Here is a 26,294-nt window from a genome sequence, read left to right as displayed (position 1 = left end):
GGACGTCCCCGGCGATGTCACAGCAGGTCTTCTTCCAGCCCAACGACGGCGGGTGGGTCGGGGATGTCATCCCCTTCCAGCACGACGGCGAATTCTGGCTCTTCTACCTCCACGAACTACGAGACGATCCGAAGCCGGGAACGGCCTGGAACCTCGTCACGACGAAGGACCTCACGCAGTTCGTCGACCATGGCGTCTCGCTTCCGCATGGAACACCCGAGGAGCCAGATTTCAACGCCTACACGGGTTCCGTCGTCGTCGACGACTACGGCGTCCATCACCTCTTCTACACAGGGCAGAATCCGTGCCATCTCGGGCCCGACGGGCTCCCACTCCAGCTCGTCATGCACGCGACGAGCATCGACGGCATGAAGACGTGGGCGAAGCTCCGCAACCTGACACTCAGGGCACCGGAGGGCTTTGAGACGGCCGACTGGCGGGATCCGTTCGTCTTCCGCGACCCGGATGGCGTCTGGCGCCTGCTCGTTGCGGCCCGCCGCGACCACGGTCCCGTGCGCCGCCGCGGCATCATCGCGCAGTTCGTCTCGCGCAATCTCATGCATTGGCACGAGGTCGAGCCGTTCTGGGACCCACGCCGCTACGTCATGCACGAGTGTCCCGACGTCTTCCAGTGGGGCGAGCACTGGTACCTCGTCTACTCCGAGTTCTCCGACTCGTTTGCGACCCGGTACCGCATGGCCACGACGCCCGACGGCCCGTGGACGGTCCCGGATCTCGACACCATCGACGGTCGGGCGTTCTACGCGTCAAAGTCCGGGGAACGGGACGGCCGCCGCTTCTTCTTCGGCTGGATCGCCAGCAAGGAAGGCGCAGCGGACGACGGCGCATGGCAATGGGCGGGGACCCTCGCCGTCCTCGAGGCCCGCCAGAACGACGACGGGACGCTCGCCTTCGGCTTCGCGGACGAGCTCGTCGAGAGCTTCTGGGACGACGTGCCCGTCTCCCTCGACGAGCGGCTCCCCGCACGCCTCGGAACCCCGGACGGCTACGAGGCGCTCCTCTCGCGCGAGGACGTGCCCGAGACCTTCTACGCGAAGGCGGTCTTCGTCATCGACGCGGGCACCACGGAGTGCGGCTTCCTCCTCAGGGCGAGCGACGACGGCGATACCACCTACGTCCTGCGGCTCGAGCCGAAGCGCGGTCGACTCGTGTTCGACCGCTGGCCGCGGGAATCGACCGGGTCCGGCCAGTGGGAGATCTCGGGGGACGTACCCTTCGAGATCGAACTCGAACGCCCGTGCCATCTGCCACCGGGCGAGCACTCGCTCGAGGTGATTGCCGACGGCGATGTATGCGTCGCCGTCGTCGACCGCTCGGTCGCCCTCAGCACCCGCATCTACGACAGGAAGGAAGGGCGGCTCGGAGTCTTCGTTGGGGAAGGCTCCGCGGCGATCGAGTCCCTCCAGGTACGCAAGCGACCCGACAACTGAATAGCACTTCCATCCCGCGCTAACCCCGTTCAAGCACCCAGATCAAAGGAGATTGACCCCCATGAAACACCCCCTCCGCTCCAAGCTCCGCCGCACAGCGGCCGTTGCGGCCGTCGCCGCGCTAGCTCTCGCAGGCTGTGGAACCGGCAGCGCCAGCAGCCCAACGAACGTAAGCCCGAGCGGCCAGATCGTGCCCCGGCAGATCTCCTGGCTGCTCTCGCGGCCGGCGGACGGCTCGGTCATCACGATCATGAAGAAGCTCGCCGACGACTACGCGAAGGACCACCCGGGCTTCTCGCTCAATCTCATCACGACGCCAGACCGGCCCTCCTACATCCAGAAATACGAAACCCTCGCGGCGGCGGACAAGCTGCCCGAGCTCTTCGACACCGACGCGACGCCCTTCGCCCAGCAGCTCGCGAAGCAGGGCAAGATGATGGACGTCAACAAGGTGCTCAAGGACCTCGGCCTCTACGACAGCTTCCGGCCGGCCGCCCTCGACTACCAGCGCTTCGACGACGGCTCGCTCTACATGGTCCCGATGCAGTTCGAGCTCGAGTACTTCTGGTACAACAAGTCGCTTTTCCAGAAGGCCGGCGTCTCCGTGCCGAAGTCCCTCAACGACATCCCGGCCATGTGCACCGCGCTGCGGAAGGCCGGCATCACGCCCATCGCCCTCGACGGCCAAGACCAGTGGCCGCTTGAGCGCTACGTCTCCTACGAGCCGTTCCGCGCGGCCGGTCCCGACTACATCACGAGCCTTAAGAAGGGCCAAGCCAAGTTCTCCGACGCTCCCGGGCAGAAGGCCGTGAACTGGCTCGATGCCCTCGGAAAGGCGAAGTGCTTCTCCGAGGGCTTCTCATCCCAGGGCTACTCCGACGCCCAGAACGCCTTCACGTCAGGCCAGGCCGCCATGTACAACATCGGCACCTGGGAGCTCTCGAGCCTCGCGACGGACAAGCTCAACGCGGCGGTTCGCAACGATATCGACTTCTTCACGCTTCCCACGACGCCGGAGTCCGTGACCGAAGCCAATGAGTTCGTGTCCCCGTCCGGCATCGGCATGGCTGTTAACGCCAAGACCTACGACCCGCTCGTGGCAGACTTCCTCAAGTTCGCCCTGACGAAGTATCCGGCCGAGTACGCCGCGACGGGCGCCCTGGCACCGACGACGAACGTCCAGACGACGATCCCGGCCAACGCGACGCCGCTGTACCAGAAGGCGCTCGACAAGGCCAAAGATCTCGGCACGAAGCAGATCATGCCGTGGGACACGCAACTCGACCCCACGAGCAACACGCGGCTCCAGCAGGAGCTCACGCTTCTCGTCCAGGGCAACACGTCCCCGGCCGACTTCACGAGCACAATGGACAGCACCATCGCGCAGAATGCGCCCAAGTTCTTCAAGTAGCCCCGGTTCTCCCGTAACCCAGGCGCTTCAGTAGGTCCATGCGGCGGGGGAGCCTCGACTCCCCCGCCCGAAAGGCACACACCATGCTTCCCACCCGTTCGAGGATCTCAGTCCTCGTGTTCCTGCTCCCGCCGCTCCTCGTCTACGGCGCGGCTGTCCTGTTCCCCATCCTCCAGTCCCTCGTCCTGAGCTTCTTCTCGTGGAACGGGATCGGGGACATGGAGTTCGTGGGGCTCGCCAACTACGTGCACATGCTCACGCACGACGACGTGTTCTGGCGGTCCTTCCTCAACGCCCTCGGATACCTCGCGATCTGCCTCGTGCTCCAGCTCGGCGGCGCGCTCGTCGTCGCGAGCCTGCTCCTCTCGCTCCGGCGGGGCCGCGAGCTGGTCAAGACCCTCTACCTCCTCCCGGCGGTCATCTCGACGGTCGCGATCGCCTTCCTGTTCGAGCGCATTTACTCGATCGACCCCGTGGGTCTGCTCAACCAGGTGCTCTCGTGGGTGGGTCTCGGCTCGCTCGAGCGGCCCTGGCTCTCCGACGTCAACACAGTGCTCGCCGCGGTCTCCGCACCCGAGGGCTGGCGGTTCACAGGCCTTTACATGCTCATCATCTACGCTGCCCTGCTCGCCGTGCCGCGCGAGCTCGAGGAGGCCGCGATCCTCGACGGCGCCTCGCGCTGGCAGCTGTTCACGAAGATCCGCTTCCCGTACATCCGCCCCGTGTGGATCACGACGACGATCATGGCCACGACGTACGGCCTCCGCGGCTTCGACATCCCCTATCTCATGACCAACGGAGGGCCCGGCCAGTCCTCCGAGCTTGTAACCACGTACATGTACAAGACCGCGTTCACGAGCACGGATTACGGCTACGCGAGCACGATCTCGGTGTTCATCGTCGCCGAGTGTCTCGTCGCCGTCGGCCTCATCGTGTTCATGCTCAGGCGAAAGGCGGACGCGTGATCACCCACCCAGCCCCGGCAACGACTCCCGCGGTTCGCACTGCGGCGCCGCGGCCCGCCCCCGCAGCGCCGCGACCGCGCCGTCGTGCGCGCCCCGCCGCCTACCGCACGCTTTCCCGCCTTCTCGTCGTCATCATCGTCGTCGCGCAGGTCTACCCACTCGCGTGGCTGTTCATCACGAGCCTCCGGACCGAGCAGGACTTCGCGTCCGGCAATCCGTTCGCGCTCCCGAGCGCCCTCACGCTGGACAACTACGCGCGGGCGTTCGCGGTGGGGAACCTCGGGCAGAACATCCTCAACAGCTTCATCGTCACGATGGGCGCGAACCTGCTCATCGTGGTCCTCGGGATGATGGCCGCGTACGCGATTCAGGTCCTAGGCTTCCGGTTGAGCAAGCTCGTGCGCGGCATCTTCCTGATGGGGATCATCGTGCCGGTACAGATCGCGCTTGTCCCCCTGTTCATCGACTATTCGAAGATCGGCCTGCTCGATACGTACCAGTCGATGATCGTTCCGCTCGCGGGCTTCGCATTGCCGATGTCGGTTTACCTGTTCTCGTCCTTCTTCGAGTACATCCCCCGCGAGACGTACGAGGCGGCATCGCTCGACGGCGCGGGGCCCTACCGGATCTTCGGCCTCATCACGCTGCCGCTCTCGCTCAATACCGTGGTCACCGTGGTGCTGGTCAACAGCATCTTCATCTGGAACGACTTCATCTTCGCGAACACGTTCGTGCTCACCGAGGGCCTCAAGACGATTCCGCTTGGCCTCCAGAACTACATCGGCACCATGGGCAAGACGGATTGGACGGCCACTTTCGCTGCCGTCTGCGTAACGGTGACCCCCCTGCTGCTCGTGTTCCTGGTCCTCAACAAGGCGATGATCCAGGGGCTCGAGAGTGGGGCGACGAAGGGGTGAAGGAACGGGACACACCGGCCAGGCGCCCTACGACAATTCGGGAAGTCGCCGAAGCCGCAGGCGTCTCGCCGACGACCGTTTCCCTCGTGGCCAATCGGAAAGAGGACGCGCGGATCTCCGCCGAAACTCGGCGGCGCGTCCGGGAGGCGATCGAGCGGCTCGGCTATCGGCCCAACGCGCTCGCGAAGACCCTCGTGAGCGGGAGCTCGCGCTTCATCGGGCTCATCGCCGATGCGATCGCGACCACACCGTTTGCGGGACAGATCATCCACGGCGCGCAGGACGAGGCCTGGAAGCACGGTTATGCGCTGCTCATCGCCAACACGGAGGGGAACGAGCAGCTCGAGCGGGACGCGATCTCGATGATGCTCGAGCACAAGGTCCGCGGGATCCTGTACTCGACGTGGTTCCACAGAGCTTCAGAGATCCCCGAATCCCTCTGGGAGGCGGACTTCGTGCTCGTCAACTGCTTCGCTGAGGTCGCGGGAGTCCGTGCCGTGGTGCCGGACGAGGTCCAAGGCGGCCGCGCGGCCACCGAGCTCCTCGCCCGCCAGGGGCACACGCGAATCGCGTTCATCAATGCGACCACCCCTGCTCCCGCGAAGGACGGCCGCCTCGCGGGCTACCGGGCCGCGCTCGACGACGCCGGGCTGGCTTTCGACCCCACGTTCACGCTCGAGGCCTACCCCGATCAGGAGGGCGGCTACGGGGCCGTCAGCGAACTGCTCGACACCGGGGCCACAGCCGTGTACTGCTACAACGACCGCATGGCCGCGGGTCTGTACGACGGGCTGCGAGAGCACGGGGTGTCGGTGCCGGGGGACCTGTCCGTGGTCGGCTTCGACAACCAGGAGGTCATCGCGGCCCACGTGCGGCCGCCGCTCTCAACCGTCGCGCTCCCGCACTACGATCTCGGGGCGGTCGCCGTGCGCCGGCTGCTCGGCCTCGACGACTCCGAGGACGGCGTGATCAAGGTGTCGTGCCCCGCCGTCGAACGCGAGTCAGTAGGCCCGCCGGCTTCGGCGGGTCCTGCGCTTCACCGCCGCCCGTAGATGCGGTGCGAGAGCTCCGCGGCGACCCCCGCGACGTGCCGCGCGAGCTCGTCGCGCTGCTCGACCGGTACCTTCTCGGCGAGGAAGGTCACGGCGACCGCCGCCGTCGGCCATCCCGCGTGGTCCGTGACCGCGGCGGCGACGGACGCGAAGCCTGAGGTGACCTCGCCGTCCTCCGTCGCGTAGCCGCGCTGGCGGACCTGGTCGAGCGCGGACTGGAGGGCCGAGTAGCTGCGGATGTGCTCGCCCTCCTCGGTGCGCTCGCTGAACGCCGCGGCGTTCGGGTAAAGCGCGCGGACCTGTGACTTCGGCAGGGCCGCGAGGATCGCGCGGCCGCTCGCGGTGAGGTGGCTCGGGAGGCGGACGCCCACGTCCGTCACGAGGGACGGCCGGTTCTTCGCGCGCTCTTCGACGATGTACAGGACGTCGCGCCCGTGCAGCACGGCCAAGTGCGCGCTCTCGCCGATCGCGTCGACGAGCGACGCGAGCACGGGCCGCCCCAGCCGCGAGAGCGGCTCCTGCCGCGAGTACGCGCTCGAGAGCTCGAATGCCCCGATCCCGAGCCCGTAGCGCCTTTCCTCCGGCAGATGCATCACGAAGCCGTTCTCCTCCATGACCGCCAGCAGGTGGTACACGGTGGAGCGCGGGAGCCCGAGAGTCGTCGCGATGCTCGCCGCCGGTTGGGGGCCGCGGCGGGACGCAAGCAGGCGCAGGATGCGGAGCGTGCTTTCGGCCGCGGGGACCTTTGACTTCAGGCTGGGGTCGACGGGCATGGGCGGAACCTCGGGTTGGACTGGCGCGGTGTCTGGAATACCGAACTCCAGTGTGCCAGCGGGCGACGGCGCCGCGCACCAGCCGCGCACGCCTCGCCGTCTGCGATACCGGACAGATCCGCGGTCTGCGATCCGAGACACCAATCCCCGGTGACGCCACTCACAGGACTCCACCCGGCGGGCACAGTGGAAGGAATCCTTCCCAGCGACGTGAGGAACTCCCCCTTATGCAGTCTTCACCCGCCGTGCTCAGCCGCGGCCTCAACGTTCGGCACATCCGGTTCATGGCCTTGGGGTCGGCCATCGGGACGGGGCTGTTCTACGGCTCGGCCTCGGCGATCCAGGCCGCCGGCCCAGCCGTCCTCCTCGCGTACATGATCGCCGGCGCCGCCGTGTTCATGGTCATGCGCTCGCTCGGCGAGATGGCCGTGCGCCACCCGGTCGCGGGGTCGTTCAGCCAATACGCCGGCCGCTACCTCGGGCCGCTCGCTGGCTTCGTGACCGGCTGGACCTACGTGTTCGAGATGGCGATCGTCGCGATCGCGGACGTCACCGCGTTCTCCATCTACATGGGCTTCTGGTTTCCGGACACCCCGCGCTGGATCTGGATCCTCGCCGTCATCTTCTTCCTCACCGGCGTGAACCTCTTGAGCGTCAAGGTCTTCGGCGAGCTCGAATTCTGGTTCACGCTCGTGAAGGTCGTCGCGATCGTCGCGATGATCGCGGGCGGCGCGGCCCTGATCGTCTTCGGCGTGCAGCTCGGCGCCCAGCACCCCGGCGTCGGAAACCTTGTGGAGCATGGAGGGTTCCTCCCGAATGGCTTCGGCGGCATGCTCGCCGCATTCTCCGTGGTGGTGTTCGCGTTCGGCGGCGTCGAGACGATCGGCGTCACGGCCGGCGAGGCCGAAGACCCGAAGCGTGCCATCCCCCGCGCCGTCAACACCGTGCCCGTGCGCGTCCTATTGTTCTACGTCCTCACGCTCGCGGTCCTCATGAGCCTCTTCCCGTGGTCCGAGGTCGGCTCGCAGGGCAGCCCGTTCGTTCAGATCTTCACCGGTCTGGGGATTCCCGGCGCGGCGAACGTGCTCAACGCCGTGGTCATCACGTCCGCGCTCTCGGCGATCAATTCGGACATCTTCGGCGCGGGCCGCGTCCTGTTCGGGCTCGCCCAGCAGGGGCACGCGCCGTCGTCCTTCGGCAAGGTGTCGAAGCATGGGGTGCCGTGGCTGACCGTGGTCGTCATGACCGGGGTGCTGCTCGTCGGCATGGTCCTCAACGCCGTCATTCCGGAGGACGTGTTCACCGTGATCGCCTCGATCGCGACGTTCGCGACCGTCTGGGTGTGGGTCATGATCCTGGCCAGCCACGTCGCCATGAAGCGCGAGATCCGGAAGAACGCCCTCGCGCCGTCGGAGTTCCCCTCGCCGCTCTGGCCCGCGGCGTCGATCGCCGCGATCGCCTTCCTCGTCCTGGTGATCGGCGTCCTCGGGTGGTTCGAGGACACCCGGGTGGCGCTCGTGGTGGGCGCCGCATGGCTCGGCCTGCTTGGCGCCGCCTACGCGCTGTGGGTCCGCGGCGACGGACGACGACGCCCTGCCCTCCGCGACGAGACCTCACCGCTCCCCGTGGTCACCTCGGAGGTGGCGAGGGAAGAGGTCGGCTCTCGCGGCTGACGGGCACGGCGCGAGCCCCTCGGGCTCGGCGCGCAATGATCGGGTGCGGCGCGTAACACTCCCGCGCGCAACGGGTTCTTCGCGCGTCGCACACGTGTTGGACATGTCGAATTGAGAGCATCGCTCTGCGCGCATTCGCGCGCCACCGTTCAAGCACCACCGCTGAGCGTCAAGAGAGGCACTCATGTCCAACGCGTCCAACCTCCAGGCCCCGCCCCCTGCCTACCCTGCCCCGCAGGCTGTCCCGGGGAAGGCCCTCGGGATCGTCTCGGTCATCCTCCCCTTCGTCGGGTTCGGCCTGATCGGCCTCATCCTCGGCATTGTGGGCAGGTCCCAGTCAAAGAAGGTCGGCGCCAAGAACACGCCCGCCGTGGTCGGGATCGTGCTCGGTTCCATCAGCATCGTGATCGGGCTCATCGTCACGGTTGCGATCATCATCGGCATCAGCGCAGTCGCGTCGCAGTGCCAGCAGCTCGGCCCGGGCACGCACCAGGTCGGCAGCACCACCATCACCTGCAGCTGACGCCTGCCCTCGGCGAACCCGCCACCTCGACCAGCGCCGTCACGTCCGCAGACCTTGCGGACGTGACGGCGCTGTCGCTTCCCCTACCGAGCCGACCAGCCGCCGTCCATCGTGTAGCTCGCGCCGGTGACCATTCCGGCGTCGTCGGACGCGAGCCAGCACGCGAGCGAGGCGACCTCCGCCGGCTCGACAAGCCGCTTCACGGCCATCTCGGTGAGCATGACCTCGTCGAGCACCTCGGACTCGGGGATCCCGTGCGTTGCCGCCTGGTCCGCGATCTGCTTCTCGACGAGCGCCGTGCGGACGTACCCGGGATTGATGCAGTTCGAGGTGACGCCGTGCGCGGCGCCCTCGAGCGCCGTCACCTTGGACAGCCCCTCGAGCGCGTGCTTGGCCGTGACGTAAGCGCTCTTGAACGCCGACGCCCGCAGCCCGTGCACCGAGCTGAGGTTGATGACGCGGCCCCAGCCCCGTTCGTACATGTGCGGCAACGCTGCGCGGATCAGGAGGAACGGCGCCTCGACCATGAGCCGCTGGATGCGCCGGAACGCGTCCGGATCGAACTCGTGGATGGGCGCGACCTTCTGGATCCCGGCGTTGTTGACCAGGATGTCGCAGTCGAGCCTGAGCGACTCGAGCGGTTCGGTGTCGAGCAGGTCCACGGCCCAGGCCTCCCCGCCGAGGTCCGCGGCGAGCTTTTCGGCGGCGTCGCCGTCCAGGTCGGCGATGACGACGGCGGCGCCCCGCTCAGCAAGTCCCCTCGCCACGGCGGCGCCGATCCCCGCGCCGCCGCCGGTCACGAGGGCCTTGCGGCCGGCCAGCCCTCCGCTCGCCCGCGCGCCGCTCATGCGCGGGCCCCAGCCTGACCCGAGCCGACACCCTCCCGGGCGGCGTCGGCCGCGTCGACCGCCCGGAGAGACGTGCCGCGCGTCTCGCGCAGCGCCACGACCGAGATGGCGGTGATGACACCGGCAATGGCGAGGTAGACCGCCGTCGGCCACCAGGAGCCGGTCGCCTTGAGCCACTCGGTAGCGAAGACCGGCGCGAGCGAGCCCGCGACGATCGACGTCACCTGGTACGAGATCGAGACGCCCGAGTAGCGCATGCGAGTCGGGAACATCTCAGCCATGATCGCCGGCTGGCCGGCGTACATGAGGGCATGGAAGACCAAGCCCACGATGATCGTCAAGAGGATGATCCACGTGTTCTTCGTGCCGAACGCGGGGAAGGCCCAGAAACCCCAGGTCCCGCCCAGAATGGCACCCACGAGGTAGACGGGCTTCCGGCCCACACGATCCGCAAGCCGGCCGACGAGCGGGATGACCACGAAGTGGCACAGGTGGGCTATTGCGATGACGCCAAGGATGTCGCCCGTGTTCATCTTGAGCCCGGTCCCGAGGTAGACGATCGAGAACGTCACGAGGAGGTAGTAGAAGATGTTCTCGGCGAACCGCAGCCCCATCCCCACGAGCACGCCCTTCGGGTACCGCTTGAGCACCTCGAAGACGCCATAGCCCGCGGCCTTCTCCGAGTCCAGCTCCTCTTTCGCGGCCTGGAAGATGGGCGCATCCGTGATCTTCGTGCGGATGTAGTAGCCCACGATCACCACGACGGCCGAGAGCCAGAACGCCACCCGCCAGCCCCACGTCAGGAAGCCGTCGCCGGGGAGCAGGGTGGTCATGATCCAGAGCACGAAAGTCGCGAGGACGTTGCCGACCGGGACGGCGGCTTGCGGCCACGAGGCCCAGAAGGCGCGCTGCTGGTCCGGTGCATGCTCGGCGACCAGGAGAACCGCTCCGCCCCATTCGCCTCCGAGCGCCAGGCCCTGGATGAAGCGGAGGACCACGAGCAGGATGGGGGCCCACACGCCGATCTGCTGATACGTCGGAAGGCAGCCCATGAGCACGGTCGCGATGCCGATCAGCATGATCGTGATCTGGAGCGTCTGCTTGCGGCCGAGCCGGTCACCGATCTGCCCGAAGATCACGCCGCCGAGCGGCCGTGCGACGAAGCCGACGGCGTAGGTGAGGAACGCCGCGATGATCGCGTCATACTCGTTCCCCATCTTCGGCAGCAGGATCTTGTTGAAGACGATCGTCGACGCCGTGGCGTAGAGGAAGAAGTCGTACCACTCGACGACCGTTCCGGCCATCGAGGCGGACACGATCTTGGTCAGAAGCGATCTGTCGGCGGCGCTGCCGCCCGAGCGCTGCGTTGAGCTCATGGGTTCCCTCCGGGAGTCTGCTCTGACATGTGCCGTCCGGCACCGAGCCCTGTGATGTGGGCCACCTTTGACCAAGCCAGTATCCTTGCGCGAAATTGGCGCATCAATGGTCAGATCGGCAACGCATCTGTGCATTCCTGCACATTGTGGCGTCACGCGGGGCTACAGTGTGGCCATGACGACGGCGTCGCCCTCCCCCGACCAGCTCCTCGTGCTCCTCGAGGTCTCCCGCGCCGGCAAGTTCACGGCCGCGGGAGACAAGCTCGGCCTCAACCACACGACGATCGCGCGCAAGATCGCGGCCCTCGAGAAGGCGCTCGGCGGCCGCGTCCTCGCCCGCGCCGCCGGCGGCTGGGAGCTCACCCCCCTCGGCGAGCGCGCGGTGGGCGTCGCTGCGCAGGTCGCGGACGCCGTCGCCCGTTTGGCGCCTGGAGCGGACGATCCGGTGACCGGCAGCGTGCGCATGACGGCGACAGACGGCTTCAGCGCGTACATCGCCTCGCCCGCCGTGGCCGAGCTGCGTCAGCAGCACCCCGGACTCGCCGTCGAGCTCATCACCGTGACGCGGCGCGCGCTCCAGCAGCGGTCGGGCGTCGACATCGAGGTCGTGGTGGGCGAGCCGCAGGTGCACCGAGCCGAGGCCGTGCGGCTCGGGGACTACACGCTCGGCATGTACGCTTCGCGCGACTACCTCGCCCGGCACGGAGCGCCAACGACTCCAGAGGAGCTAGCCCGGCACGGACTCGTGTACTTCGTGGACTCCATGCTCCAGGTCGACGATCTCGACGCGCCGCGGCGGCTCGTCCCCGAAATGCAGGACGGCCTCACGTCCACGAACGTCTTCGTGCACGTCGAGGCCACGCGTGCGGGCGCTGGGATCGGATTCCTGCCGTGCTTCATGGCCGACCGTCACCCCGACCTCACGCGCCTCCTGCCCGACTACTTCCGCGCACAACTCCCCTATTGGATGGTCCTGCGCCCGGATTCGATGCGGCAGCCGGCCGTAGCCGCGGTCGTCGATGCGCTCAAGCGGAAGGTAGCGGAGTCGCGGCCCATGCTCATGGGGACCGCGGCCCCCGGCGAGAGCTGAACGGTCAGCTTGCACCCGGCGGATCATGCCGCGGGGGCGCCGCACCGATCCACGAGCGCACCTGCGCGTCGTCCCAATAGTGGGCGGGCACGCCCCCTCCCAACAGACGACGGCGCAACCCGGCGGAGCCTTCAAGGGGACTGTCGCTCGCCGCGACGATGATGTTCCCGAACCGCCGGCCCTTGAGCATCGCGGGGTCGGCGACGATGGCCAGGTAAGGGAAGACCTCCGCGATCGACGCGGCCTCCTCCCGCGCCGTGACCTGGTCCGGCGCGCTCCCGACGTTCGCGACGAAGAGCCCGCCGCCGTCGAGGAGCCGCGCCGAGGCGTGGATGAACTCGACGGTCGTGAGCGGGTGCGGCGTCCGCGAGCCGGAGAAGACGTCGCGGATCACGAGGTCGCGGGTCTGCGGCGTGAGCGACTCGGTGACCGCCCGGGCCTCTCCGACGCGCAGCCGCATGAGCGGAGCCTTCGGGAGGTCGAACCACGCCCGCACGTATTCGGCGAGCTGGCCGTCGAGCTCCACGACCACCTGCCGCGCGTCCGGATAGCGCGCCGCGAGGTATCGCGGCATCGAGCACCCGCCGCCGCCCTGGTGCAGCGCACGGAGCCGGCCCGTGCCCTCCGGCGGGAAGCGCTCCTCGACGAGCGCCACGATCCAGCGCATGTACTCGAAGTCGAGCCGCCGCGGATCGCTCAGCACGATGTGCGAGCTCTGCACGCCGTTGATCTTGAGGAGCCAGCCGTCGGCGGAATCGCCGTCGCGCTGGAGCTCGGCCGTGCCCGTGTCGATCGGGTAGAGACCCGGCGCAAGGCGCGGAGTGCGAGCGTCCATGGCGTAACGCTATCCCAGCGCGGCTCAGGGGGTTGAGCCACGGCGGACCATCCGGATCTCGGGGACCTGCTTCCCGTCCGCCTCAAAGAACTCGCGCGTGCCGTCGGGGGCGAAGCCGAGCTTCGTGTAGAACGCGATGGCTCGCGGGTTGTCCTCCAGGACCCAGAGGAATGCAGGCCGATCGCCGATCACGCGCTCCGTGAGCGCCCGCGCGAGCCCAGTGCCGTAGACCTCCGCGAGCACGTAGACGGTGTAGACCTCCTCGGGGGCCGGCGCGCCCTCCAGGGCTGGCCCCGCTCCCGCCATGCCGACAATCCTCCCGTCGGTGCGGCCCACCGCGAAGTGAGCTCCGCCGTCGCCCGCGAGAAGGCGCCGCCAGCGCTCGGTCCGCCCGGGCTCCCTGCCGAGGCCGGCCAGAAACTCGGGTGAGAACACGTGGGTGTAGGCCTCGCGCCAGCCCTGGTCCTTGACGGCGAGGAGTTCCTCAGCGTCGAGCGGGCCGGCGTCGGCGATCTCGAAGGTCAGGCGCACGCTGTCCTCACCTCACCACGGCGAGCGCGAAGCCGTCCCAGCCCTTCGAGCCGACGGTTTGCACCACGGTCGCGTCGAAGAGCGGTCCGCCCAGCAGCTCGAGTGCGGCCACGATGCCCGGCGCATTCGTCTCGTCCCTCGACGGGTCGAGCAGCGAGCCCTCCCACACGGCGTTGTCCACCACCACGACGGTCCCCGGCCGGCCGAGCCGTACGGCCCATTCGAGGTAGTTCGCGTCGTTCTGCTTGTCGGCGTCGATGAACACGAAGTCGTAGGGGCCCTGAAGCGTGGGGAGGCTCTCGAGCGCGGGACCCACGTGGACGTCGACGCGATCGGAGAGGCCAGCCGCCTCGAGGTTCTCCCGGGCCACGGCGGCGTGCTCGGGGAGATACTCGAGCGTGTCGAGGTGGCCGCCGTTGGCGAGCGCCTGGGCCATCCAGATGGTGCTGAACCCCGCAAGGGTACCGATCTCGAGGACCCGCCGTGCGCCGCTCAGGCGCACGAGGAGGTTCAGGAGCTTCCCCGCCGTGGGCTGGACCTCGATGGGCGGCATCCCGCGTTCGACGGCGGTGGTCAGCGCGCGCTCGTGCTCCGGCCCGGGCTTGACGACGGTCGTGGTGAGCCAGCGTTCCACGTCAGTCCATTCGGGGCGTGCGTTGTGCTCGATCATGCGGCCCAGTCTGGTCCCGTCCGCCCCCTGCCGCAATCGCCGGTCTTCCGCGTGTCAGGGCGCCCCGGACCCGCGAAAACCCAAATTCAGGAAGGCTCTTGGCCGATCGCCCGCTCGAGCCGTTCGACCTTGCCGTCGATCTCCCCGGTGTGGCCCGGGCGGATGTCCGCCTTGAGCACGAGTGAGACGCGCGAGCCGTACCGGCCCACGGCCTCCGTGGCACGTTTGACCACGTCCATGACCTCGTCCCACTCGCCCTCGATCTCCGTGAACATCGAGCTCGTGCGGTTCGGGAGGCCCGACTCGCGGACGATCCGCACCGCTGCCGCGACTGCCTCGTGGACGGAATCGGAGGGAACGTCCGATGGCGCGCGCCCGGCTTCCGCGGGCCGCTCGCCGGAGGGGGACACCGAAAAGGCGACAATCATGCGGCCAGTCTCGCACGGGCGCCGCGCGGGCCGTGCGTGGACGGCGCGTAATATTCGCCCGAGACATGCAGCATTCTCCTGAGAGTCGAGCTTCACATCTACGAAAGCAGCACTCTCGGTAGATACGGTGGAGGCATGCAGTACGAAGGGGCATGGCGAAAGCCGATGCGTGCGGATGCGGCCCGCAACATCGAGAAGATCATCTCGGCCGCCCTCGAGTGCTTCCGGGAGGACGGCCCCCAGGTGTCCCTCAAGGCGGTGGCCGACCGCGCTGGCGTGGGACCCGCCACGCTCTTCCGGAACTTCGCGGACAAGGACGAGCTCGTCCTCGCGGCGATCGAACGGCAGGTCCGGCTCAAGGTGGAGCCCGTGACCGAGACGGCACTCAGGAACCCGGACGCTGCGGCAGGGCTCATCGAGGTGCTGAGCGCGGTCATGCAGGTCGCGAACGAGGAGCATCATCTGCTCTCCGCCGTCGCGGGCAGGAGGCAGATCCTAGTCGGCATCGCAGGCAAGCTCATCGAGTCGATGGGCGTGCTGCTCACCCGAGGGCAGGATCAGGGAACGCTGCGGGAGGAGCTGCGCCTCCTCGACATGGTGCGGCTCGTCGCGATGCTCATCGGCGTCGGCGACACGGTGGCACCCGGCTCGATGGCGTGGCTGCGGTACGTGGCCCTCGTCGAAGACGCCATCCGCACGCACCGCGAGCAGCGCCCCCTCCCGCCCCTCGAGGCCATCCCGGAAGTCGACCTCCCGCTCTAGCGGTCGCTTCCTCGCGGCGGAGAATGTTCACCTGCACCGTCGCCAAATGTCGGATAGTCCGACTAATGTCTGCGCCATGAGCACTCTTGCCACCTACATGAGTACCTATGGATCCGGGGGCGGCCTCACGAGCGGCGCCCTGATCGGCGCAGCCATCTTCAGCTCGATCATCTGGGTGATCGTCTGGGCTGGCATCACGGGACTGCTTTTCATGGGGATCTTCCGCAAGGCCGGGAAGCCCCAGTGGGCCGCGTACGTGCCCTTCTACAACCTCTACAACCTGATCGACATCGTGGGCCGGCCGCTGTGGTGGATCTGGCTCTACGTCGGCGGCTACGCACTGCTGTTCTTCCCGGTCCTCAACATCTTCGTGGGCTGGATCGGTGCCATCGGAGTCATCGTGTTGAACATCTTCGTCATGAACGATCTGGCGAAGTCCTTCGGCAAGGACGTCGCGTGGACGGTAGGCCTCGTGCTGCTCGCCATCGTCTTCGCCCCGATCCTCAGCTACGGCGAGTCGGTCTACTACGGCAAGGGCGCGCTCATGGGACCGCGCGGTCAGGGCGCCTACGGAGCGCCGCAACAGTACGGTCAGCCTCAGGCCTACGGTCAGCCCGGCTACGGGCAGCAGCAGTACAACCAGCCGGGCTACGGCCAGCCGGGTTATGGCCAGCAGGGCCCAGGACAGCCGGGTTATGGCCAGCAGGGTTATGGCCAGCAGCCGCCTCAGCAGCAGTACGGCCAGCCCGCCTATGGCCAGCCGCAGCACAACCAGCCACAGCATGGCCAACCCCAGTACAACCAGCCGCAGTACAACCAGCCCGGTTACCAGCCCGGCTACCAGCCCCCGGCGGAACCGACCCACGGTCCCACCGGTGAGCCCCGCCGGCCAGGCCAGCCCGGTCAGTCCGGCGAACCCGGTCAGTCCGAGCAGTCCGGCGAGGCCGGCGGAGCTGGGACGCCGCAGCAATAGCGAAGGGGGCTGCGGGCTCGGGTCAAGCGCTCGAGCCCCAGCCTCTGCTCATGCTGATGCCCGCGCCCGCGCCCGCGCCCACAGGAGGCTAAGGGGCTGGGGGCTCAGGCCAGAGTCCTCAGCCCCAGCCGAGAAGGCGGAGTCCCGCGGCCGCAGCAGCGCCGACCAGAACGACGACAAGGAACGGCGCCCTCAGGACCAGAGCGGCCGCGGCCGCGACGAGGGAGCCGATCCGCGCGTCGAACGTCAACGCTTGGCCGCTCGCCACGGCGTTGACGGCAGTGAGCGAGGCGAGCAGCCCGATCGTCACGGTCCCCGCGATGCGGGTCATGCGCTCGTTCTGCATCCAGCGGCGGGGCACCAGATAGCCCAGCAGCTTCGTCGCGTAGGCCACTGCGCACGCCAGAAGCACCCAGAACCACAGGCTCATGAGGCGCCTTCCTCTGGGCCGCGAACAGGGCCGGCGTCGTGAGGCGGACCGTCCTCGCCCGGACCTGTCCCAGCCGAACCTGTTGCGCTCGCATCCGCTCCCCCAGGGCCAGCCTCGGGCGAGCCGACGCGGGCCCCTCGATCCCGCCCCCGCTGGGAGTACGGATCCACGTCCGGTTCGAGGCCCTCAACGGCCAGCAGGCGCCCCGACTCGGCGCGGGCATGGCTGACCCAGCCGAGGACCGCTGCGACGAGTGCGGCCACGAGAATCGGGATCCCGGGCGGGAGGAACGGGACGGCAAGCACGGTCGCGAGGGCGCACACCACGGCGATCGCGACGGGTTCACGGCCCTTGAGCCGCGGCCAGAGCAGGCCCAGGAACGCGGCAACCGCGGCACCGTCGAGGCCCCACTGCTTCGGGTCACCGAGGGCGTTGCCGGCGAACGCGCCGACGGCCGTGAAGACATTCCACAGAACGAACACGCCGAGGCCCGCGGTCCAGAAGCCGCGGCGCTGCTCGCGCCGGTCGGTCTGCCCGGACGCGGTTGCGGTTGACTCGTCGATGGTGATCTGCGCCGCCGCGAACCGGCGCCACCCCCTCGGCCCGAACATCGCGTTGAGCTGCATTCCGTACACCGCATTGCGGATCCCGAGCAAGGCCGCCGCGGCCGTGGCGGCTGCGGCAGAACCGCCGCCGCCGAGGACCCCGATGAACGCGAACTGCGAACCGCCCGTGAACATGAGCAGGCTCAACGCCACGGTCTGGAGGACGCTCAGCCCTGACGCGACGCCCAACGCGCCGAACGATATGCCGTAGAGCCCGGTCGCGATGGCGATGGACATGCCGACGCGGAACCCGGGCGACGTGCGCAGCGAACGTGACGCCCCGCCGTCGTCCGCTTTGTCCTCCCGCCCGTGTTCGCCCCCGGGGACTCGACTGTCCGCCTCAGACAACGGCGGCGCCCACTTGGCGTAGCACTTCCGCGGGCCGGTTGGTCGTGATCTCCTGGATGCCGGCGGACAGGCAGAGCTCGACGTCCTCGGGGGCGTCGACGGTCCAGACGCGGAAGCGCCGGCCGTCGTCGAGCCACTGCCGGACGCGGTTCGGGTGCTCTCGCACGTAGCCGATCCCAGGGCCGGCGATTCCCGCGCGGCCCGCGTCGAGGATGGTCTCGGCATCCGCCTGCGCGGCCTTGAGCATGTTCGCCACGGCTCCGCCGGTGATCGGGCCAAGAGCCAGGTCTTCGCGCACGTCCTCGACCTGGACGTCGTCGACGAGCATGCAGACGTGCTCGGCCGGGACGCGCTCGAGGAGGTACTCCACAGCCTCGGGATCGAAGCTCATGAAGCTCACGCGGACGTTCCCGAGCCGCGAGGACTGGGAATCCCAGCCGCGCTCCGCGAGCACGGCGAGCACCGTGTCCTCGAGTCGGAGCTGGTACGGGCTCGGATGCTTGAGCTCAATCGCGAGCCCGATCTCGCGGCCCGCGAGCTCGAGGAGGTCGAGGAGGTCCGGGAGCGTGAGGAGCTGCTGGCTCACCGCGCCGTACTCGTCGGGGAAACGCGCACCCTTCCACGAGCAGAAGTCGAGCTCCCGCAGCTCGTCGAGCGTACGGTCCGCGACGGCGCCGGTCCCGTCCGATGTGCGGTCGAGATTGGGATCGTGGAGGAGCACCACGTGCTGGTCGCGGGTCAGGTGGACGTCGCATTCGACGCCGTCGGCCCCATCCGCGATGGCCTGGAGGTAGGCCGCGCGCGTGTGTTCGGCGAACTGGGCGCTCGAGCCGCGGTGAGCATAGACGAGGGGGCGCTCGGAAGTCATGGCATTAAGCTAACCGACTCCCGCGGGCGCTCTGTCCCGGTGGGGCCGCGAACCCGGCGCGCGAGTAGGGTGATGCGTATGGTGACGCTCAATCGGCCAACGGGCACCGCCACGCGCCGGCAGGTGGAGCTCAGCCCCGCCGACGCGGAGCGTGCCGCGGCCCTGCGCAGCATGAAGACCCTTGCACTGAGCCTCCTCATCGCCATGGCGGTAGTCTTCGCGATCGCGTTCGCCCTCCAGGAGCGGGTCACGTGGCTCCAGTACGTCCGGGCCGCAGCCGAAGGCGGCATGGTCGGGGCCCTGGCCGACTGGTTCGCCGTGACCGCCCTCTTCCGGCACCCGATGGGCCTCAAGATCCCCCACACCGCCATCATCCCGCGGCGCAAGGACCAGATCGGCGCCGCGCTGAGCGGCTTCGTCGAGGACAACTTCCTCTCGGCGCCCGTAGTGCGCGCCAAGCTCGATTCCGCGGACATCGCGCGCAAGGCCGGCGCGTGGCTCGCCACGCCGGCGGGTGCCGAGCGGGTCGCGAAGGAGGGGTCCGCGGCAATCCGCGGCGCCTTCACCGTCCTCAACGACGACGACGTCCAGGCGGTCATCGAGGGGCTCGTCCGCAAGCATCTGCTCGCCCCGCCGTGGGGGCCGCCCATCGGACGCCTCGCCGAGAGAGTGTTCGACGCCGGCCATCACCATCGGCTCGTCGACCTCCTCGTGGACCGGGCGGCGGATTGGGTCGCCGCAAACTACGACACGGTGACGCACCTTGTGACGGACCGCTCGCCCACCTGGGTCCCGAACTTCGCGAACGAGCTCGTCGGCGACAAGGTGTACATCGAGCTCTCCAAGTTCGTCGCCGCGGTGCAGTCGGACCCGAACCACCAGGTGCGCAAGTCGATCGACAAGTACCTCAACGACCTTGCGCGCGACCTCCAGTTCGACCCCGCGATGATCGCGCGAGCCGAGACGATCAAGGCCCAGGTGCTCGGGGACCCCGAGGTCCGCGATCTCGCGCGCCGCACATGGACCACGATCAAGCACGCGCTCCTCGACGCGGTGAATGACCCGCACAGCGAGCTCTACCGCCGCTTCACGACCGCGATCCGGGACTTCGGCTCGCGGCTCGTCTCCGAGGACGAGCTCGCCGGCAAGGTCAACGCGTGGATCGGGGACGCCGCGAGCTACGCGGTGTCGACGTATCGCTCGGACATCGCGGGCGTCATCGAGGACACGATCGCGAGGTGGGACGCGGAGGAGACGTCACAGAAGATCGAGCTCCAGGTGGGCCGCGACCTCCAGTACATCCGGCTCAACGGCACGGTGGTCGGCGCCCTGGCGGGGCTCCTGATCTTCACGGTCGCGCACGCGGTCTTCGGGGGCTAGACCGTCAGCGCGCTTCTCCGTGGAAGCGTGCCCGCCGCTCCTCGATCTCCCGCTCGACCGCCTGCGCGGGCGTCTCGCGGCCTGCCGGCCCGGGGAGTGCCGGCCCTGGGAAGTTCTGTCCGGGGAAGTTCTGTCCGGGGCGGCTCGGGCCGGGGAAGTTCGGGCCCAGCCGGAAGGGGCCGGGGAGGCCGAGGGGCGCCGGTCCGAAGGCCATCCGTGTCGAGCGGACCACGGCGCGACCCATCGCGAGGTTTCCCACCCCGCCGACCACTGCGCCGACGCCAAACGGGAGGGCGCGCCCGAGCAGTGCCCCGGTCTGCTTGCGCAGGAGCCACTTGAGGAACCGGTCCTGGACCTGACGCTGGACGAGCCTCGCCGTCGGTGAGGGTACGGCGCGATTGATCGCGGCGCCCCACGCGTGCTGCGGCGCAGCGCCGCGTCCGAACGCCTGGCCTGTGAAGGCGCTCAGGAGTGCCGCGCCCTCCTCGCCGAGCATGATCGCCATGACGGTGGTCCTGGCCCGTTCGGGATCCTCGAGATGGATTCCGTGCAGTTCAGCCACGGACGCGGCGTAGACGGCCGTTGCCTCGAGGAACCCGACGGTCGCGACCGCGGAGAGTCCAAGCGAGGTCACCGTCCCGACACCCGGAACCGCAGCCGTGCCGCCCACGGCGGCCCCGCCCCCGGCGACGGCGGCGAGATAGTCCCGCTCGAGCCGGCGGCTCAGCTGTTCGACGGTGAAGGCCGGATGCTGTCGCCGCATCCGGCGGAGGTTTGCCACGACCAGGGGCCGTTGGACGTCGACGGCGCGCAGGAGCGCCCGCTGGAGGCCCGGCCGGACCGTTCCGTCCCGTTCGAACATCGCGCCGCGGGCGGTGTCGTGGGCGATCCGGAGGGCTGAGTTCTTCCTCGCCATACGTACCAGCCTAACTGCGGGCCTAGCGGCGCGCGGGCCCGGGCGGGCTCGGAAGGGCTCGGAAGCGCTCACGCGAGCCCGCATCAGCCCGCGCCTACCGCAGGGCGCTCGGTATGTAGTGCCGGAGGAACACGGAGACGTCCGCGAGCATGGGCCGGCCGATCCGATGGCCCATCCCGGGATAGGTGCGCGCGGTGAGCTGGACGTGCTGGTCAAGCCATTCGGCCGTATAGGCGACCGCGTCGGGATTGATCACGGGATCCTGGACGTCCCTCCCCCAAAAGAACGGCGGCCTGCCGGGCAGGCTCTCCGTAACGGACAGGATCTCGCTGTCGAGCACGAACCCGGACAGGCCCACCGTGGCAGCGTAGGCCTCCGGTTTCAGGCGCAGGAGAGTGCTCGCGAGGGCCATGCCCTGCGAGAAGCCCACGAGCGAGACACTCGAATGCGACCCGCGCACCGTGTTCACCCAGGCCTGGACCGCGGTCGTCGTCGCGATCACGTCGCTGAAATCGCTTGCGAGGAAGTAGTCGAGCAGGAACCAGCCGCGGTCCCCGCCAACGTCGAGCGGCCCGCGCGGCGCCGCGAGCGTGAACTCCGCCGGCAGGCCACGGGTCGCGGCGAGGATGCGCTCGGGACTGCTGCCGTAGCCGTGGAGGAGGACGACGAGCGGCGTGCCCTCGCGCTGGTCCGCGGGACGGGACCACACGACGTCGAGCGGGCGCGCGGTCATATGCCGAGCCTAATCCGAGGGCGGCGCAGCTCGGCGTTTGGACGCCGCAGAACCGGGTAGTACTTGAGCACGGACCGGGTGCCCCATGCACCGAGCCAACAGTCAGGAGTGGATCATGCGAATTGGTTCATCGATCGTTCTCATCGCGCTGGGTGCCATCCTTGCGTTTGCCATCGCCCCCGGCCTCATCCCGTACGTCAACCAGACGATCATCGGCTACATCCTCATGGTCGTCGGGGGAATCGGGCTGATCGTGTCGATCATCATGGCGTCGTCGGCTAGGCGAACCACGGTCGTTCGCCGTCGGGACGGAGACGTCGAGGAGTACTGAGCTTGGCTGCGTGGGCATCCAACCGCCCCAGTCAATGAAACGAGGAGCCCGGCCCCGTGCCGGGCTCCTCGTGTGTCTGCAGTCACCCTCAATCTGTGTTTGTGTTGGAACCCGTTGACAAAGCCACAGAAACGCAGATACAGTCAATCAAAGCAAAGATGTTGTGATTGGCACCACACTCTCCGGAGTGGGGCATGAGGACAAGGACGTTCGATGCAGATGTTCGCCGAGGAGCGCCAGCGGCTCATTGCCGCGCGGGTTGCCGAGGCGGGCAGAGTCAGCGTCACCGAACTCGCCGAGCGCTTTGCCATCACCACCGAAACCGTCCGACGCGACCTCGCGGCTCTCGAACAGGGCGGCGTCCTCCGCCGCGTCCACGGCGGCGCGGTTCCCGCCGAGAGCGCCTCAACCGCAGAGACCACCCTCTCCGAGCGGCTCGTCCAGCACCTCCCCCAGAAGCTGCTCATCGCGGAGGCCGCAGCGGGACTCCTCGAATCGAGTCGGCCCGGAAGCATCCTCGTGGACGCGGGCAGCACCACCGAAGCGCTCGTGGACGTCATGCTCCAGCGGGCGGCGCACCGCCGGAACGGCGCCCGTCAGAGCGGCGGCCCCGAGCAGGTCATCATCACCAATGCCCTCCCCATCGCGGACAAGCTCGCCGCGAGCCCGGCACACGCAGTCCACCTCCTGGGCGGTCGCATCCGCGGCCTCACCCGGGCGGCGGTAGGGCCTGAGACGGTCGACGCCGTCGAGCGCCTGCGCCCAGACCTCGCCGTCGTGGGCACGAACGGAGTGCATGCGGCCTTCGGGCTCAGCACCCCGGACACCGAAGAAGCCGCCGTGAAGGCGGCCTTCGTGCGGGCGGCGCGCCGCGTCGTCGTCCTCGCCGACGCGAGCAAGCTCGGCGTCGAGACCCTCGTCCAATTCGCGCGGCTCGATCAGGTCGATGCGATCGTCACCGACGCCTCACCCGAGTCCGATCTCGCCGCGGCCCTCGAGTCCGCCGGCGTCGAAGTTGTGAAGGCAGGCCCCGAATGATCGTGACCCTCACGGCCAACCCGAGCCTCGACCGCACGGTCGAGCTGGGCGGCCCCCTGCAGCGCGGGGAGGTCCAGCGCGCGGTCGCCGTCCATCAGGAATCGGGCGGCAAGGGCGTCAATGTCTCCCGGGCGCTCGTCGCCTCGGGGCTCGCGACCCTCGCGGTCCTCCCGGGCGATCCGGGCGATCCCGTCCTCGCCGGTCTCGAGTCGCGGGAAGTCCCCTTCAGGGCCCTCCCCATCGGCCAGTCGTTGCGCTCCAACGTGACGCTCACCGAGCCGGACGGCGTGACCACAAAGGTCAACGAGCCCGGCCCACTCCTGACCGACGGGCAGCAGGATGAGCTCCTCACGCTGCTCGTCAAGGAGTCGGCCGGGGCGTCATGGGTCGTGCTGGCAGGATCGCTCCCGCCGGGCGTCGCCGCGACGTTCTACGCTGCCGCCGCGGAGCGCCTGCGCAGCGAATTCGGCAGCGATGCCCCGAAGATCGCCGTGGACTCCTCGGGCGCGCCGCTCGCCGCCTCGCTCAGCGGGCGGCCCGATCTCCTCAAGCCCAACGCGGACGAGCTCTCCGAGCTCGCCGCGCTCGTTGGACTCCCCGACGCCGGCACCCCGGCGGAACTGGAGGCCTCACCGGAGCGGGCGGCCACCGCCGCACGCTCGCTCGTCGACGCGGGAGTGGGCGCGGTGCTCGCGACGCTCGGCGCGAAAGGTGCCGTTCTCGTAACGGCCGACGGCGCGTGGTTCGCCGCGCATGCCCCCATCCGGGCCGTCAGCACCGTGGGTGCCGGCGACTCATCCCTGGCCGGGTACCTCCTGGCCGACACCACCGGAGCGGACGCCGAAGGCCGTCTCCGCCAGGCAGTCGCGCACGGCGCGGCAGCCGCCTCCCTGCCCGGGTCGACCGTCCCGGCAGTCAACCAGACCGATCCCTCCGCCGTGACCGTCACGGCTCTCACGAAGGACTGACCATGACCGAACTCATCAGCCCGGAGCTTGTCCACCTGGACGTCGCCCTCGGCGACGCTTCGGCCGACGTGATCCGGAAGCTTGCCGAGACCGTGGCCGACGCTGGCCGCGCGACGGGAGCCGAAGGACTCTTCGCGGACGCCTACGCCCGAGAGCAGAAGACGGCTACCGGCGTCCCCGGCGGCATCGCCATTCCGCACTGCCGCTCCGAGGCGGTCACTGCGCCGTCCCTCGCGATGGCCCGCCTTTCCCGGCCTGTGGACTTCGGGGCCAAGGACGGACCCGCTGACATCGTCTTCTTCATCGCGGCCCCGGCCGGAGCCGACCAGGAGCACCTCAAGCTCCTCGCGAAGCTGGCCCGCAGCCTCATCAAGAAGGACTTCACGGCGGCCCTCCGCGCCGCCGCGACCCGCGAGGACATCGTCAGGCTCGTCAATGAAGCACTCGGCCTGACCCCCGGCGGGGAAGCCGCCCCGACGGCCACTGCGGCGGCGCCAGCATCTGCGGCACCCGCAGCTGCGGCACAGAGCACCGCCAAGCGCATCGTCGCCGTCACGGCGTGCCCCACGGGCATCGCCCACACGTACATGGCGGCCGACTCGCTCGTCGCGGCCGGCAAGGAACACGGCATCGACGTGCAGGTCGAGACCCAGGGCTCGGCCGGCGCGACGCCGCTCCCCCAGTCGGTCATCGACGCCGCAGACGCCGTCGTCTTCGCAGTCGACGTCGACGTGCGGGACAAGAATCGCTTCTCGGGCAAGCCGTACGTCCAGTCGCCGGTCAAGCGCGCCATCGACGAACCCGCCGTCATGCTCACCGAGGCGCTCTCGGCGGCGGCCGACCCCAACGGCCGTCGCCTCGCTACCTCGGCGGGCGCGCCGTCGTCGTCCGCACCGGAAGGACGCGAGTCGGTGGGCGGCCAGCTCAAGCGCGCCCTGCTCACGGGCGTCAGCTACATGATCCCGTTCGTCGCCGCGGGCGGTCTGCTGATCGCGCTCGGCTTCCTCATCGGCGGCTACGACATCACGAAGTACGCCGACACGATCACGGTCAAGAACAACCTGTTCAGCCTGCCGACGGAGTTCGGGCCACAAGCGTGGGGCCCGGTCGGCGCGTACCTGGGCGCGGTCCTGTTCAAGATCGGCAGCCTCTCGCTCGGCTTCCTCGTCCCGGCTCTCGCCGGCTACATCGGCTACGCCCTGGCAGACCGGCCCGGCATCGCGCCAGGCTTCACGGCCGGCGCTGTGGCAGGCTTCATGGGCGCGGGCTTCCTCGGCGGCATCGTGGGCGGCCTGCTGGCCGGCTACACGGCGCATTGGCTGGGCTCCCTTCAGGCGCCCCGGTGGCTCCGCGGCCTGATGCCGGTGGCGATCATCCCGCTCATCGCGTCGATCATCGCGTCCGGACTGATGTTCGTGGTCCTCGGCGGCCCCATTGCGTTCATCACGAAGGCTCTCAACGACTGGCTCTCGGGCATGTCCGGCGCGGCCGCCGTGGTGCTCGGCATCATCCTCGGCCTCATGATGTGCTTCGACCTCGGTGGCCCGGTCAACAAGGTCGCGTACTCGTTCGCGGTCGCTGGCCTCGGCGCGGCAAGCGCCACGAACCAGGCTCCGTACCACGTCATGGCGGCCGTGATGGCGGCCGGCATGGTGCCGCCGCTCGCGATGGCCCTCGCGACCGTGCTCGACCACAAGACCTTCAACGCGGCCGAGCACGAGAACGGCAAGGCTGCGTGGCTCCTCGGCGCCTCGTTCATCTCGGAGGGCGCGATCCCGTTCGCCGCCGCCGACCCGTTCCGCATCATCCCGGCCTCGATGCTCGGCGGTGCCGTGACGGGCGCGCTGAGCATGGGCTTCGGCGCGGGTTCCAAGGCTCCGCACGGAGGCATCTTCGTCTTCTTCGCGATCGACAACTTCCTCGGCTGGGTCATCTCGATCGCGGTGGGCGTCGTGGTGACGGCTCTGGCCACCATCGGGCTCAAGCGCTACGTTGGCAGGAAGGCCCCCGCGGCCGTTGAAGCCGAGCCTGTCGCCGCCTAGCGGAGAAAGTTCGAGGTCGAACATGCAGCAGTTTCACGGTGTTGGTGTGACGGCGGGGCGTGTGGTGGGGCCTGTGCGGCAGATGCCGTTGCCGGTTCGTGAGCCTGCTGCGGGTGTGGGGTTGCCGGTGGGGGCCACGGTGGAGTCCGAGGGTGAGCGGATCCGGGCGGCGTCCAGGGCGGTGCAGGCGGGGCTGAAGGCCCGCGCCGCGGGCGCGGTGGGGGATGCGAGGGCGGTGCTGGAGGCCACGGCGTTGATGGCCGCGGACCCGATGCTGGTCAAGGGCGCGGTGAAGCTGCTGGGCCCGGGGGCCGAGGGCGGGGCGCGCACGGCCGAGCGGGCGGTGTGGGAGTCCGG

The 26,294-nt window shown here is 69.0% G+C and carries 28 protein-coding genes; 16 read left to right on the top strand and 12 right to left on the bottom strand.

The features are described 5' to 3' along the window. Positions 1–14 precede the first annotated feature (14 nt). The 5 genes from E6A26_RS15465 to E6A26_RS15445 all read left to right on the top strand — a co-directional run bounded on the left by E6A26_RS15465 (position 15) and on the right by E6A26_RS15445 (position 5,796). On the top strand, positions 15–1,451 hold the full coding sequence (locus E6A26_RS15465) for a glycoside hydrolase family protein (protein WP_136612102.1): 1,437 nt from the start codon (positions 15–17) through the stop codon (positions 1,449–1,451). Between the two features lie 61 nt (positions 1,452–1,512). Further along, positions 1,513–2,862 carry an ABC transporter substrate-binding protein gene (locus E6A26_RS15460; RefSeq protein ID WP_136612101.1) on the top strand — a complete coding sequence of 450 codons (1,350 nt, stop codon included), beginning with the start codon at positions 1,513–1,515 and terminating at the stop codon, positions 2,860–2,862. A gap of 83 nt (positions 2,863–2,945) precedes the next feature. Further along, positions 2,946–3,827 (top strand): carbohydrate ABC transporter permease, encoded by an 882-nt coding sequence (locus tag E6A26_RS15455; RefSeq protein ID WP_136612100.1) that lies wholly within the window; start codon positions 2,946–2,948, stop codon positions 3,825–3,827. Continuing rightward, entirely contained in the window at positions 3,824–4,744 is a 921-nt protein-coding gene (locus E6A26_RS15450) for a carbohydrate ABC transporter permease (RefSeq protein ID WP_136612099.1), read from the top strand. The genes E6A26_RS15455 and E6A26_RS15450 overlap by 4 nt, the downstream gene beginning before the upstream one ends. Next, positions 4,741–5,796: a LacI family DNA-binding transcriptional regulator gene (locus E6A26_RS15445; RefSeq protein ID WP_136612098.1), complete on the top strand. Its 1,056-nt coding sequence runs from the start codon at positions 4,741–4,743 to the stop codon at positions 5,794–5,796. Before E6A26_RS15450 ends, E6A26_RS15445 begins: the two co-directional genes overlap by 4 nt. Here the strand turns inward: E6A26_RS15445 and E6A26_RS15440 are convergent. Further along, complete coding sequence (locus tag E6A26_RS15440; RefSeq protein WP_136612097.1) at positions 5,781–6,569, bottom strand: IclR family transcriptional regulator; 789 nt, start codon at positions 6,567–6,569, stop codon at positions 5,781–5,783. The two genes, E6A26_RS15445 and E6A26_RS15440, sit on opposite strands and share 16 nt — an antisense overlap. Before the next feature lie 227 nt (positions 6,570–6,796). On the opposite strand from E6A26_RS15440, the gene E6A26_RS15435 reads away from it, so the two are divergent. Together E6A26_RS15435 and E6A26_RS15430 are read left to right on the top strand one after the other, a co-directional pair. Beyond that, positions 6,797–8,242, top strand: a complete 1,446-nt coding sequence (locus tag E6A26_RS15435) for an amino acid permease (RefSeq protein ID WP_136612096.1) — start codon at positions 6,797–6,799, stop codon at positions 8,240–8,242. Between the two features lie 184 nt (positions 8,243–8,426). Further along, positions 8,427–8,765 carry a DUF4190 domain-containing protein gene (locus E6A26_RS15430; RefSeq protein WP_136612095.1) on the top strand — a complete coding sequence of 113 codons (339 nt, stop codon included), beginning with the start codon at positions 8,427–8,429 and terminating at the stop codon, positions 8,763–8,765. Positions 8,766–8,848: 83 nt separating this feature from the next. Here E6A26_RS15430 and E6A26_RS15425 read toward each other — a convergent pair whose 3' ends face one another. Next, a complete protein-coding gene (locus tag E6A26_RS15425; RefSeq protein WP_136612094.1) occupies positions 8,849–9,613 on the bottom strand; it encodes a 3-hydroxybutyrate dehydrogenase in 765 nt (254 codons plus the stop codon). Beyond that, complete coding sequence (locus E6A26_RS15420) at positions 9,610–10,989, bottom strand: MFS transporter (protein ID WP_136612093.1); 1,380 nt, start codon at positions 10,987–10,989, stop codon at positions 9,610–9,612. The genes E6A26_RS15425 and E6A26_RS15420 overlap by 4 nt, the downstream gene beginning before the upstream one ends. A gap of 175 nt (positions 10,990–11,164) precedes the next feature. On the opposite strand from E6A26_RS15420, the gene E6A26_RS15415 reads away from it, so the two are divergent. Continuing rightward, complete coding sequence (locus tag E6A26_RS15415) at positions 11,165–12,079, top strand: LysR family transcriptional regulator (protein WP_136612092.1); 915 nt, start codon at positions 11,165–11,167, stop codon at positions 12,077–12,079. A 4-nt stretch (positions 12,080–12,083) separates the two neighbouring features. Here the strand turns inward: E6A26_RS15415 and E6A26_RS15410 are convergent, their stop codons facing one another. From E6A26_RS15410 to E6A26_RS15395, 4 genes are all read right to left on the bottom strand, one after another. After that, on the bottom strand, positions 12,084–12,914 hold the full coding sequence (locus tag E6A26_RS15410) for a spermidine synthase (protein WP_136612091.1): 831 nt from the start codon (positions 12,912–12,914) through the stop codon (positions 12,084–12,086). 24 nt (positions 12,915–12,938) lie between these two features. After that, on the bottom strand, positions 12,939–13,445 hold the full coding sequence (locus tag E6A26_RS15405; protein ID WP_136612090.1) for a GNAT family N-acetyltransferase: 507 nt from the start codon (positions 13,443–13,445) through the stop codon (positions 12,939–12,941). Positions 13,446–13,452: 7 nt separating this feature from the next. Further along, a complete protein-coding gene (locus E6A26_RS15400; protein ID WP_136612089.1) occupies positions 13,453–14,115 on the bottom strand; it encodes an O-methyltransferase in 663 nt (220 codons plus the stop codon). Between the two features lie 86 nt (positions 14,116–14,201). Further along, the gene (locus tag E6A26_RS15395; RefSeq protein ID WP_136612088.1) at positions 14,202–14,543 is read right to left on the bottom strand and encodes a thiamine-binding protein; all 342 of its coding nucleotides are present in this window, start codon (positions 14,541–14,543) and stop codon (positions 14,202–14,204) included. Positions 14,544–14,678: 135 nt separating this feature from the next. Here E6A26_RS15395 and E6A26_RS15390 point away from each other — a divergent pair, with 135 nt between their 5' ends. Continuing rightward, complete coding sequence (locus tag E6A26_RS15390) at positions 14,679–15,305, top strand: TetR/AcrR family transcriptional regulator (RefSeq protein WP_136612087.1); 627 nt, start codon at positions 14,679–14,681, stop codon at positions 15,303–15,305. A gap of 76 nt (positions 15,306–15,381) precedes the next feature. Continuing rightward, positions 15,382–16,278 carry a DUF5684 domain-containing protein gene (locus E6A26_RS15385; protein ID WP_136612086.1) on the top strand — a complete coding sequence of 299 codons (897 nt, stop codon included), beginning with the start codon at positions 15,382–15,384 and terminating at the stop codon, positions 16,276–16,278. A 118-nt stretch (positions 16,279–16,396) separates the two neighbouring features. Here the strand turns inward: E6A26_RS15385 and E6A26_RS15380 are convergent, their stop codons facing one another. From E6A26_RS15380 to E6A26_RS15370, 3 genes are all read right to left on the bottom strand, one after another. Beyond that, positions 16,397–16,708 (bottom strand): AzlD domain-containing protein, encoded by a 312-nt coding sequence (locus E6A26_RS15380; protein ID WP_136612085.1) that lies wholly within the window; start codon positions 16,706–16,708, stop codon positions 16,397–16,399. Next, positions 16,705–17,550 carry an AzlC family ABC transporter permease gene (locus E6A26_RS15375; protein WP_136612084.1) on the bottom strand — a complete coding sequence of 282 codons (846 nt, stop codon included), beginning with the start codon at positions 17,548–17,550 and terminating at the stop codon, positions 16,705–16,707. Before E6A26_RS15375 ends, E6A26_RS15380 begins: the two co-directional genes overlap by 4 nt. 103 nt (positions 17,551–17,653) lie before the next feature. Further along, complete coding sequence (locus E6A26_RS15370) at positions 17,654–18,529, bottom strand: glycerophosphodiester phosphodiesterase (protein WP_136612083.1); 876 nt, start codon at positions 18,527–18,529, stop codon at positions 17,654–17,656. A gap of 78 nt (positions 18,530–18,607) precedes the next feature. On the opposite strand from E6A26_RS15370, the gene E6A26_RS15365 reads away from it, so the two are divergent. After that, a complete protein-coding gene (locus tag E6A26_RS15365) occupies positions 18,608–19,909 on the top strand; it encodes a DUF445 domain-containing protein (RefSeq protein ID WP_234865565.1) in 1,302 nt (433 codons plus the stop codon). 4 nt (positions 19,910–19,913) lie between these two features. Here E6A26_RS15365 and E6A26_RS15360 read toward each other — a convergent pair whose 3' ends face one another. Both E6A26_RS15360 and E6A26_RS15355 read right to left on the bottom strand, forming a co-directional pair. Continuing rightward, the gene (locus E6A26_RS15360; protein ID WP_211129187.1) at positions 19,914–20,825 is read right to left on the bottom strand and encodes a hypothetical protein; all 912 of its coding nucleotides are present in this window, start codon (positions 20,823–20,825) and stop codon (positions 19,914–19,916) included. 94 nt (positions 20,826–20,919) lie between these two features. After that, positions 20,920–21,558 carry an alpha/beta hydrolase gene (locus tag E6A26_RS15355; protein WP_136612081.1) on the bottom strand — a complete coding sequence of 213 codons (639 nt, stop codon included), beginning with the start codon at positions 21,556–21,558 and terminating at the stop codon, positions 20,920–20,922. 115 nt (positions 21,559–21,673) lie between these two features. Here E6A26_RS15355 and E6A26_RS15350 point away from each other — a divergent pair, with 115 nt between their 5' ends. The 5 genes from E6A26_RS15350 to E6A26_RS15330 all read left to right on the top strand — a co-directional run. After that, on the top strand, positions 21,674–21,889 hold the full coding sequence (locus E6A26_RS15350; RefSeq protein ID WP_136612080.1) for a DUF6458 family protein: 216 nt from the start codon (positions 21,674–21,676) through the stop codon (positions 21,887–21,889). Positions 21,890–22,108: 219 nt separating this feature from the next. Next, the gene (locus E6A26_RS15345) at positions 22,109–22,927 is read left to right on the top strand and encodes a DeoR/GlpR family DNA-binding transcription regulator (protein ID WP_136612149.1); all 819 of its coding nucleotides are present in this window, start codon (positions 22,109–22,111) and stop codon (positions 22,925–22,927) included. Further along, complete coding sequence (locus E6A26_RS15340; protein WP_136612079.1) at positions 22,924–23,895, top strand: 1-phosphofructokinase family hexose kinase; 972 nt, start codon at positions 22,924–22,926, stop codon at positions 23,893–23,895. Before E6A26_RS15345 ends, E6A26_RS15340 begins: the two co-directional genes overlap by 4 nt. 2 nt (positions 23,896–23,897) lie before the next feature. Next, positions 23,898–25,937: a PTS fructose transporter subunit IIABC gene (locus tag E6A26_RS15335; protein WP_136612078.1), complete on the top strand. Its 2,040-nt coding sequence runs from the start codon at positions 23,898–23,900 to the stop codon at positions 25,935–25,937. Between the two features lie 22 nt (positions 25,938–25,959). Continuing rightward, a partial coding sequence (locus tag E6A26_RS15330) for a phosphoenolpyruvate-utilizing N-terminal domain-containing protein (protein WP_327407796.1) occupies positions 25,960–26,294 on the top strand: 335 nt, incomplete at its 3' end.

This window comes from Sinomonas albida, assembly GCF_004919045.1.
Taxonomy (GTDB): Bacteria; Actinomycetota; Actinomycetes; order Actinomycetales; family Micrococcaceae; genus Sinomonas; species Sinomonas albida.
This window is presented reverse-complemented; position numbering and strand designations above follow the sequence as displayed.

Coding starts and splice junctions, on each gene's coding strand:
- E6A26_RS15340 (WP_136612079.1), top strand. CDS start 22,924: ATGATCGTGACCCTCACGGCCAACCCGAGCCTCGACCGCACGGTCGAG.
- E6A26_RS15430 (WP_136612095.1), top strand. CDS start 8,427: ATGTCCAACGCGTCCAACCTCCAGGCCCCGCCCCCTGCCTACCCTGCC.
- E6A26_RS15345 (WP_136612149.1), top strand. CDS start 22,109: ATGTTCGCCGAGGAGCGCCAGCGGCTCATTGCCGCGCGGGTTGCCGAG.
- E6A26_RS15375 (WP_136612084.1), bottom strand. CDS start 17,550: ATGTCCATCGCCATCGCGACCGGGCTCTACGGCATATCGTTCGGCGCG.
- E6A26_RS15385 (WP_136612086.1), top strand. CDS start 15,382: ATGAGCACTCTTGCCACCTACATGAGTACCTATGGATCCGGGGGCGGC.
- E6A26_RS15400 (WP_136612089.1), bottom strand. CDS start 14,115: ATGATCGAGCACAACGCACGCCCCGAATGGACTGACGTGGAACGCTGG.
- E6A26_RS15390 (WP_136612087.1), top strand. CDS start 14,679: ATGCAGTACGAAGGGGCATGGCGAAAGCCGATGCGTGCGGATGCGGCC.
- E6A26_RS15465 (WP_136612102.1), top strand. CDS start 15: ATGTCACAGCAGGTCTTCTTCCAGCCCAACGACGGCGGGTGGGTCGGG.
- E6A26_RS15425 (WP_136612094.1), bottom strand. CDS start 9,613: ATGAGCGGCGCGCGGGCGAGCGGAGGGCTGGCCGGCCGCAAGGCCCTC.
- E6A26_RS15395 (WP_136612088.1), bottom strand. CDS start 14,543: ATGATTGTCGCCTTTTCGGTGTCCCCCTCCGGCGAGCGGCCCGCGGAA.
- E6A26_RS15350 (WP_136612080.1), top strand. CDS start 21,674: ATGCGAATTGGTTCATCGATCGTTCTCATCGCGCTGGGTGCCATCCTT.
- E6A26_RS15360 (WP_211129187.1), bottom strand. CDS start 20,825: ATGGCGAGGAAGAACTCAGCCCTCCGGATCGCCCACGACACCGCCCGC.
- E6A26_RS15365 (WP_234865565.1), top strand. CDS start 18,608: ATGGTGACGCTCAATCGGCCAACGGGCACCGCCACGCGCCGGCAGGTG.
- E6A26_RS15415 (WP_136612092.1), top strand. CDS start 11,165: ATGACGACGGCGTCGCCCTCCCCCGACCAGCTCCTCGTGCTCCTCGAG.
- E6A26_RS15455 (WP_136612100.1), top strand. CDS start 2,946: ATGCTTCCCACCCGTTCGAGGATCTCAGTCCTCGTGTTCCTGCTCCCG.
- E6A26_RS15420 (WP_136612093.1), bottom strand. CDS start 10,989: ATGAGCTCAACGCAGCGCTCGGGCGGCAGCGCCGCCGACAGATCGCTT.
- E6A26_RS15435 (WP_136612096.1), top strand. CDS start 6,797: ATGCAGTCTTCACCCGCCGTGCTCAGCCGCGGCCTCAACGTTCGGCAC.
- E6A26_RS15370 (WP_136612083.1), bottom strand. CDS start 18,529: ATGACTTCCGAGCGCCCCCTCGTCTATGCTCACCGCGGCTCGAGCGCC.
- E6A26_RS15410 (WP_136612091.1), bottom strand. CDS start 12,914: ATGGACGCTCGCACTCCGCGCCTTGCGCCGGGTCTCTACCCGATCGAC.
- E6A26_RS15355 (WP_136612081.1), bottom strand. CDS start 21,558: ATGACCGCGCGCCCGCTCGACGTCGTGTGGTCCCGTCCCGCGGACCAG.
- E6A26_RS15380 (WP_136612085.1), bottom strand. CDS start 16,708: ATGAGCCTGTGGTTCTGGGTGCTTCTGGCGTGCGCAGTGGCCTACGCG.
- E6A26_RS15440 (WP_136612097.1), bottom strand. CDS start 6,569: ATGCCCGTCGACCCCAGCCTGAAGTCAAAGGTCCCCGCGGCCGAAAGC.
- E6A26_RS15460 (WP_136612101.1), top strand. CDS start 1,513: ATGAAACACCCCCTCCGCTCCAAGCTCCGCCGCACAGCGGCCGTTGCG.
- E6A26_RS15335 (WP_136612078.1), top strand. CDS start 23,898: ATGACCGAACTCATCAGCCCGGAGCTTGTCCACCTGGACGTCGCCCTC.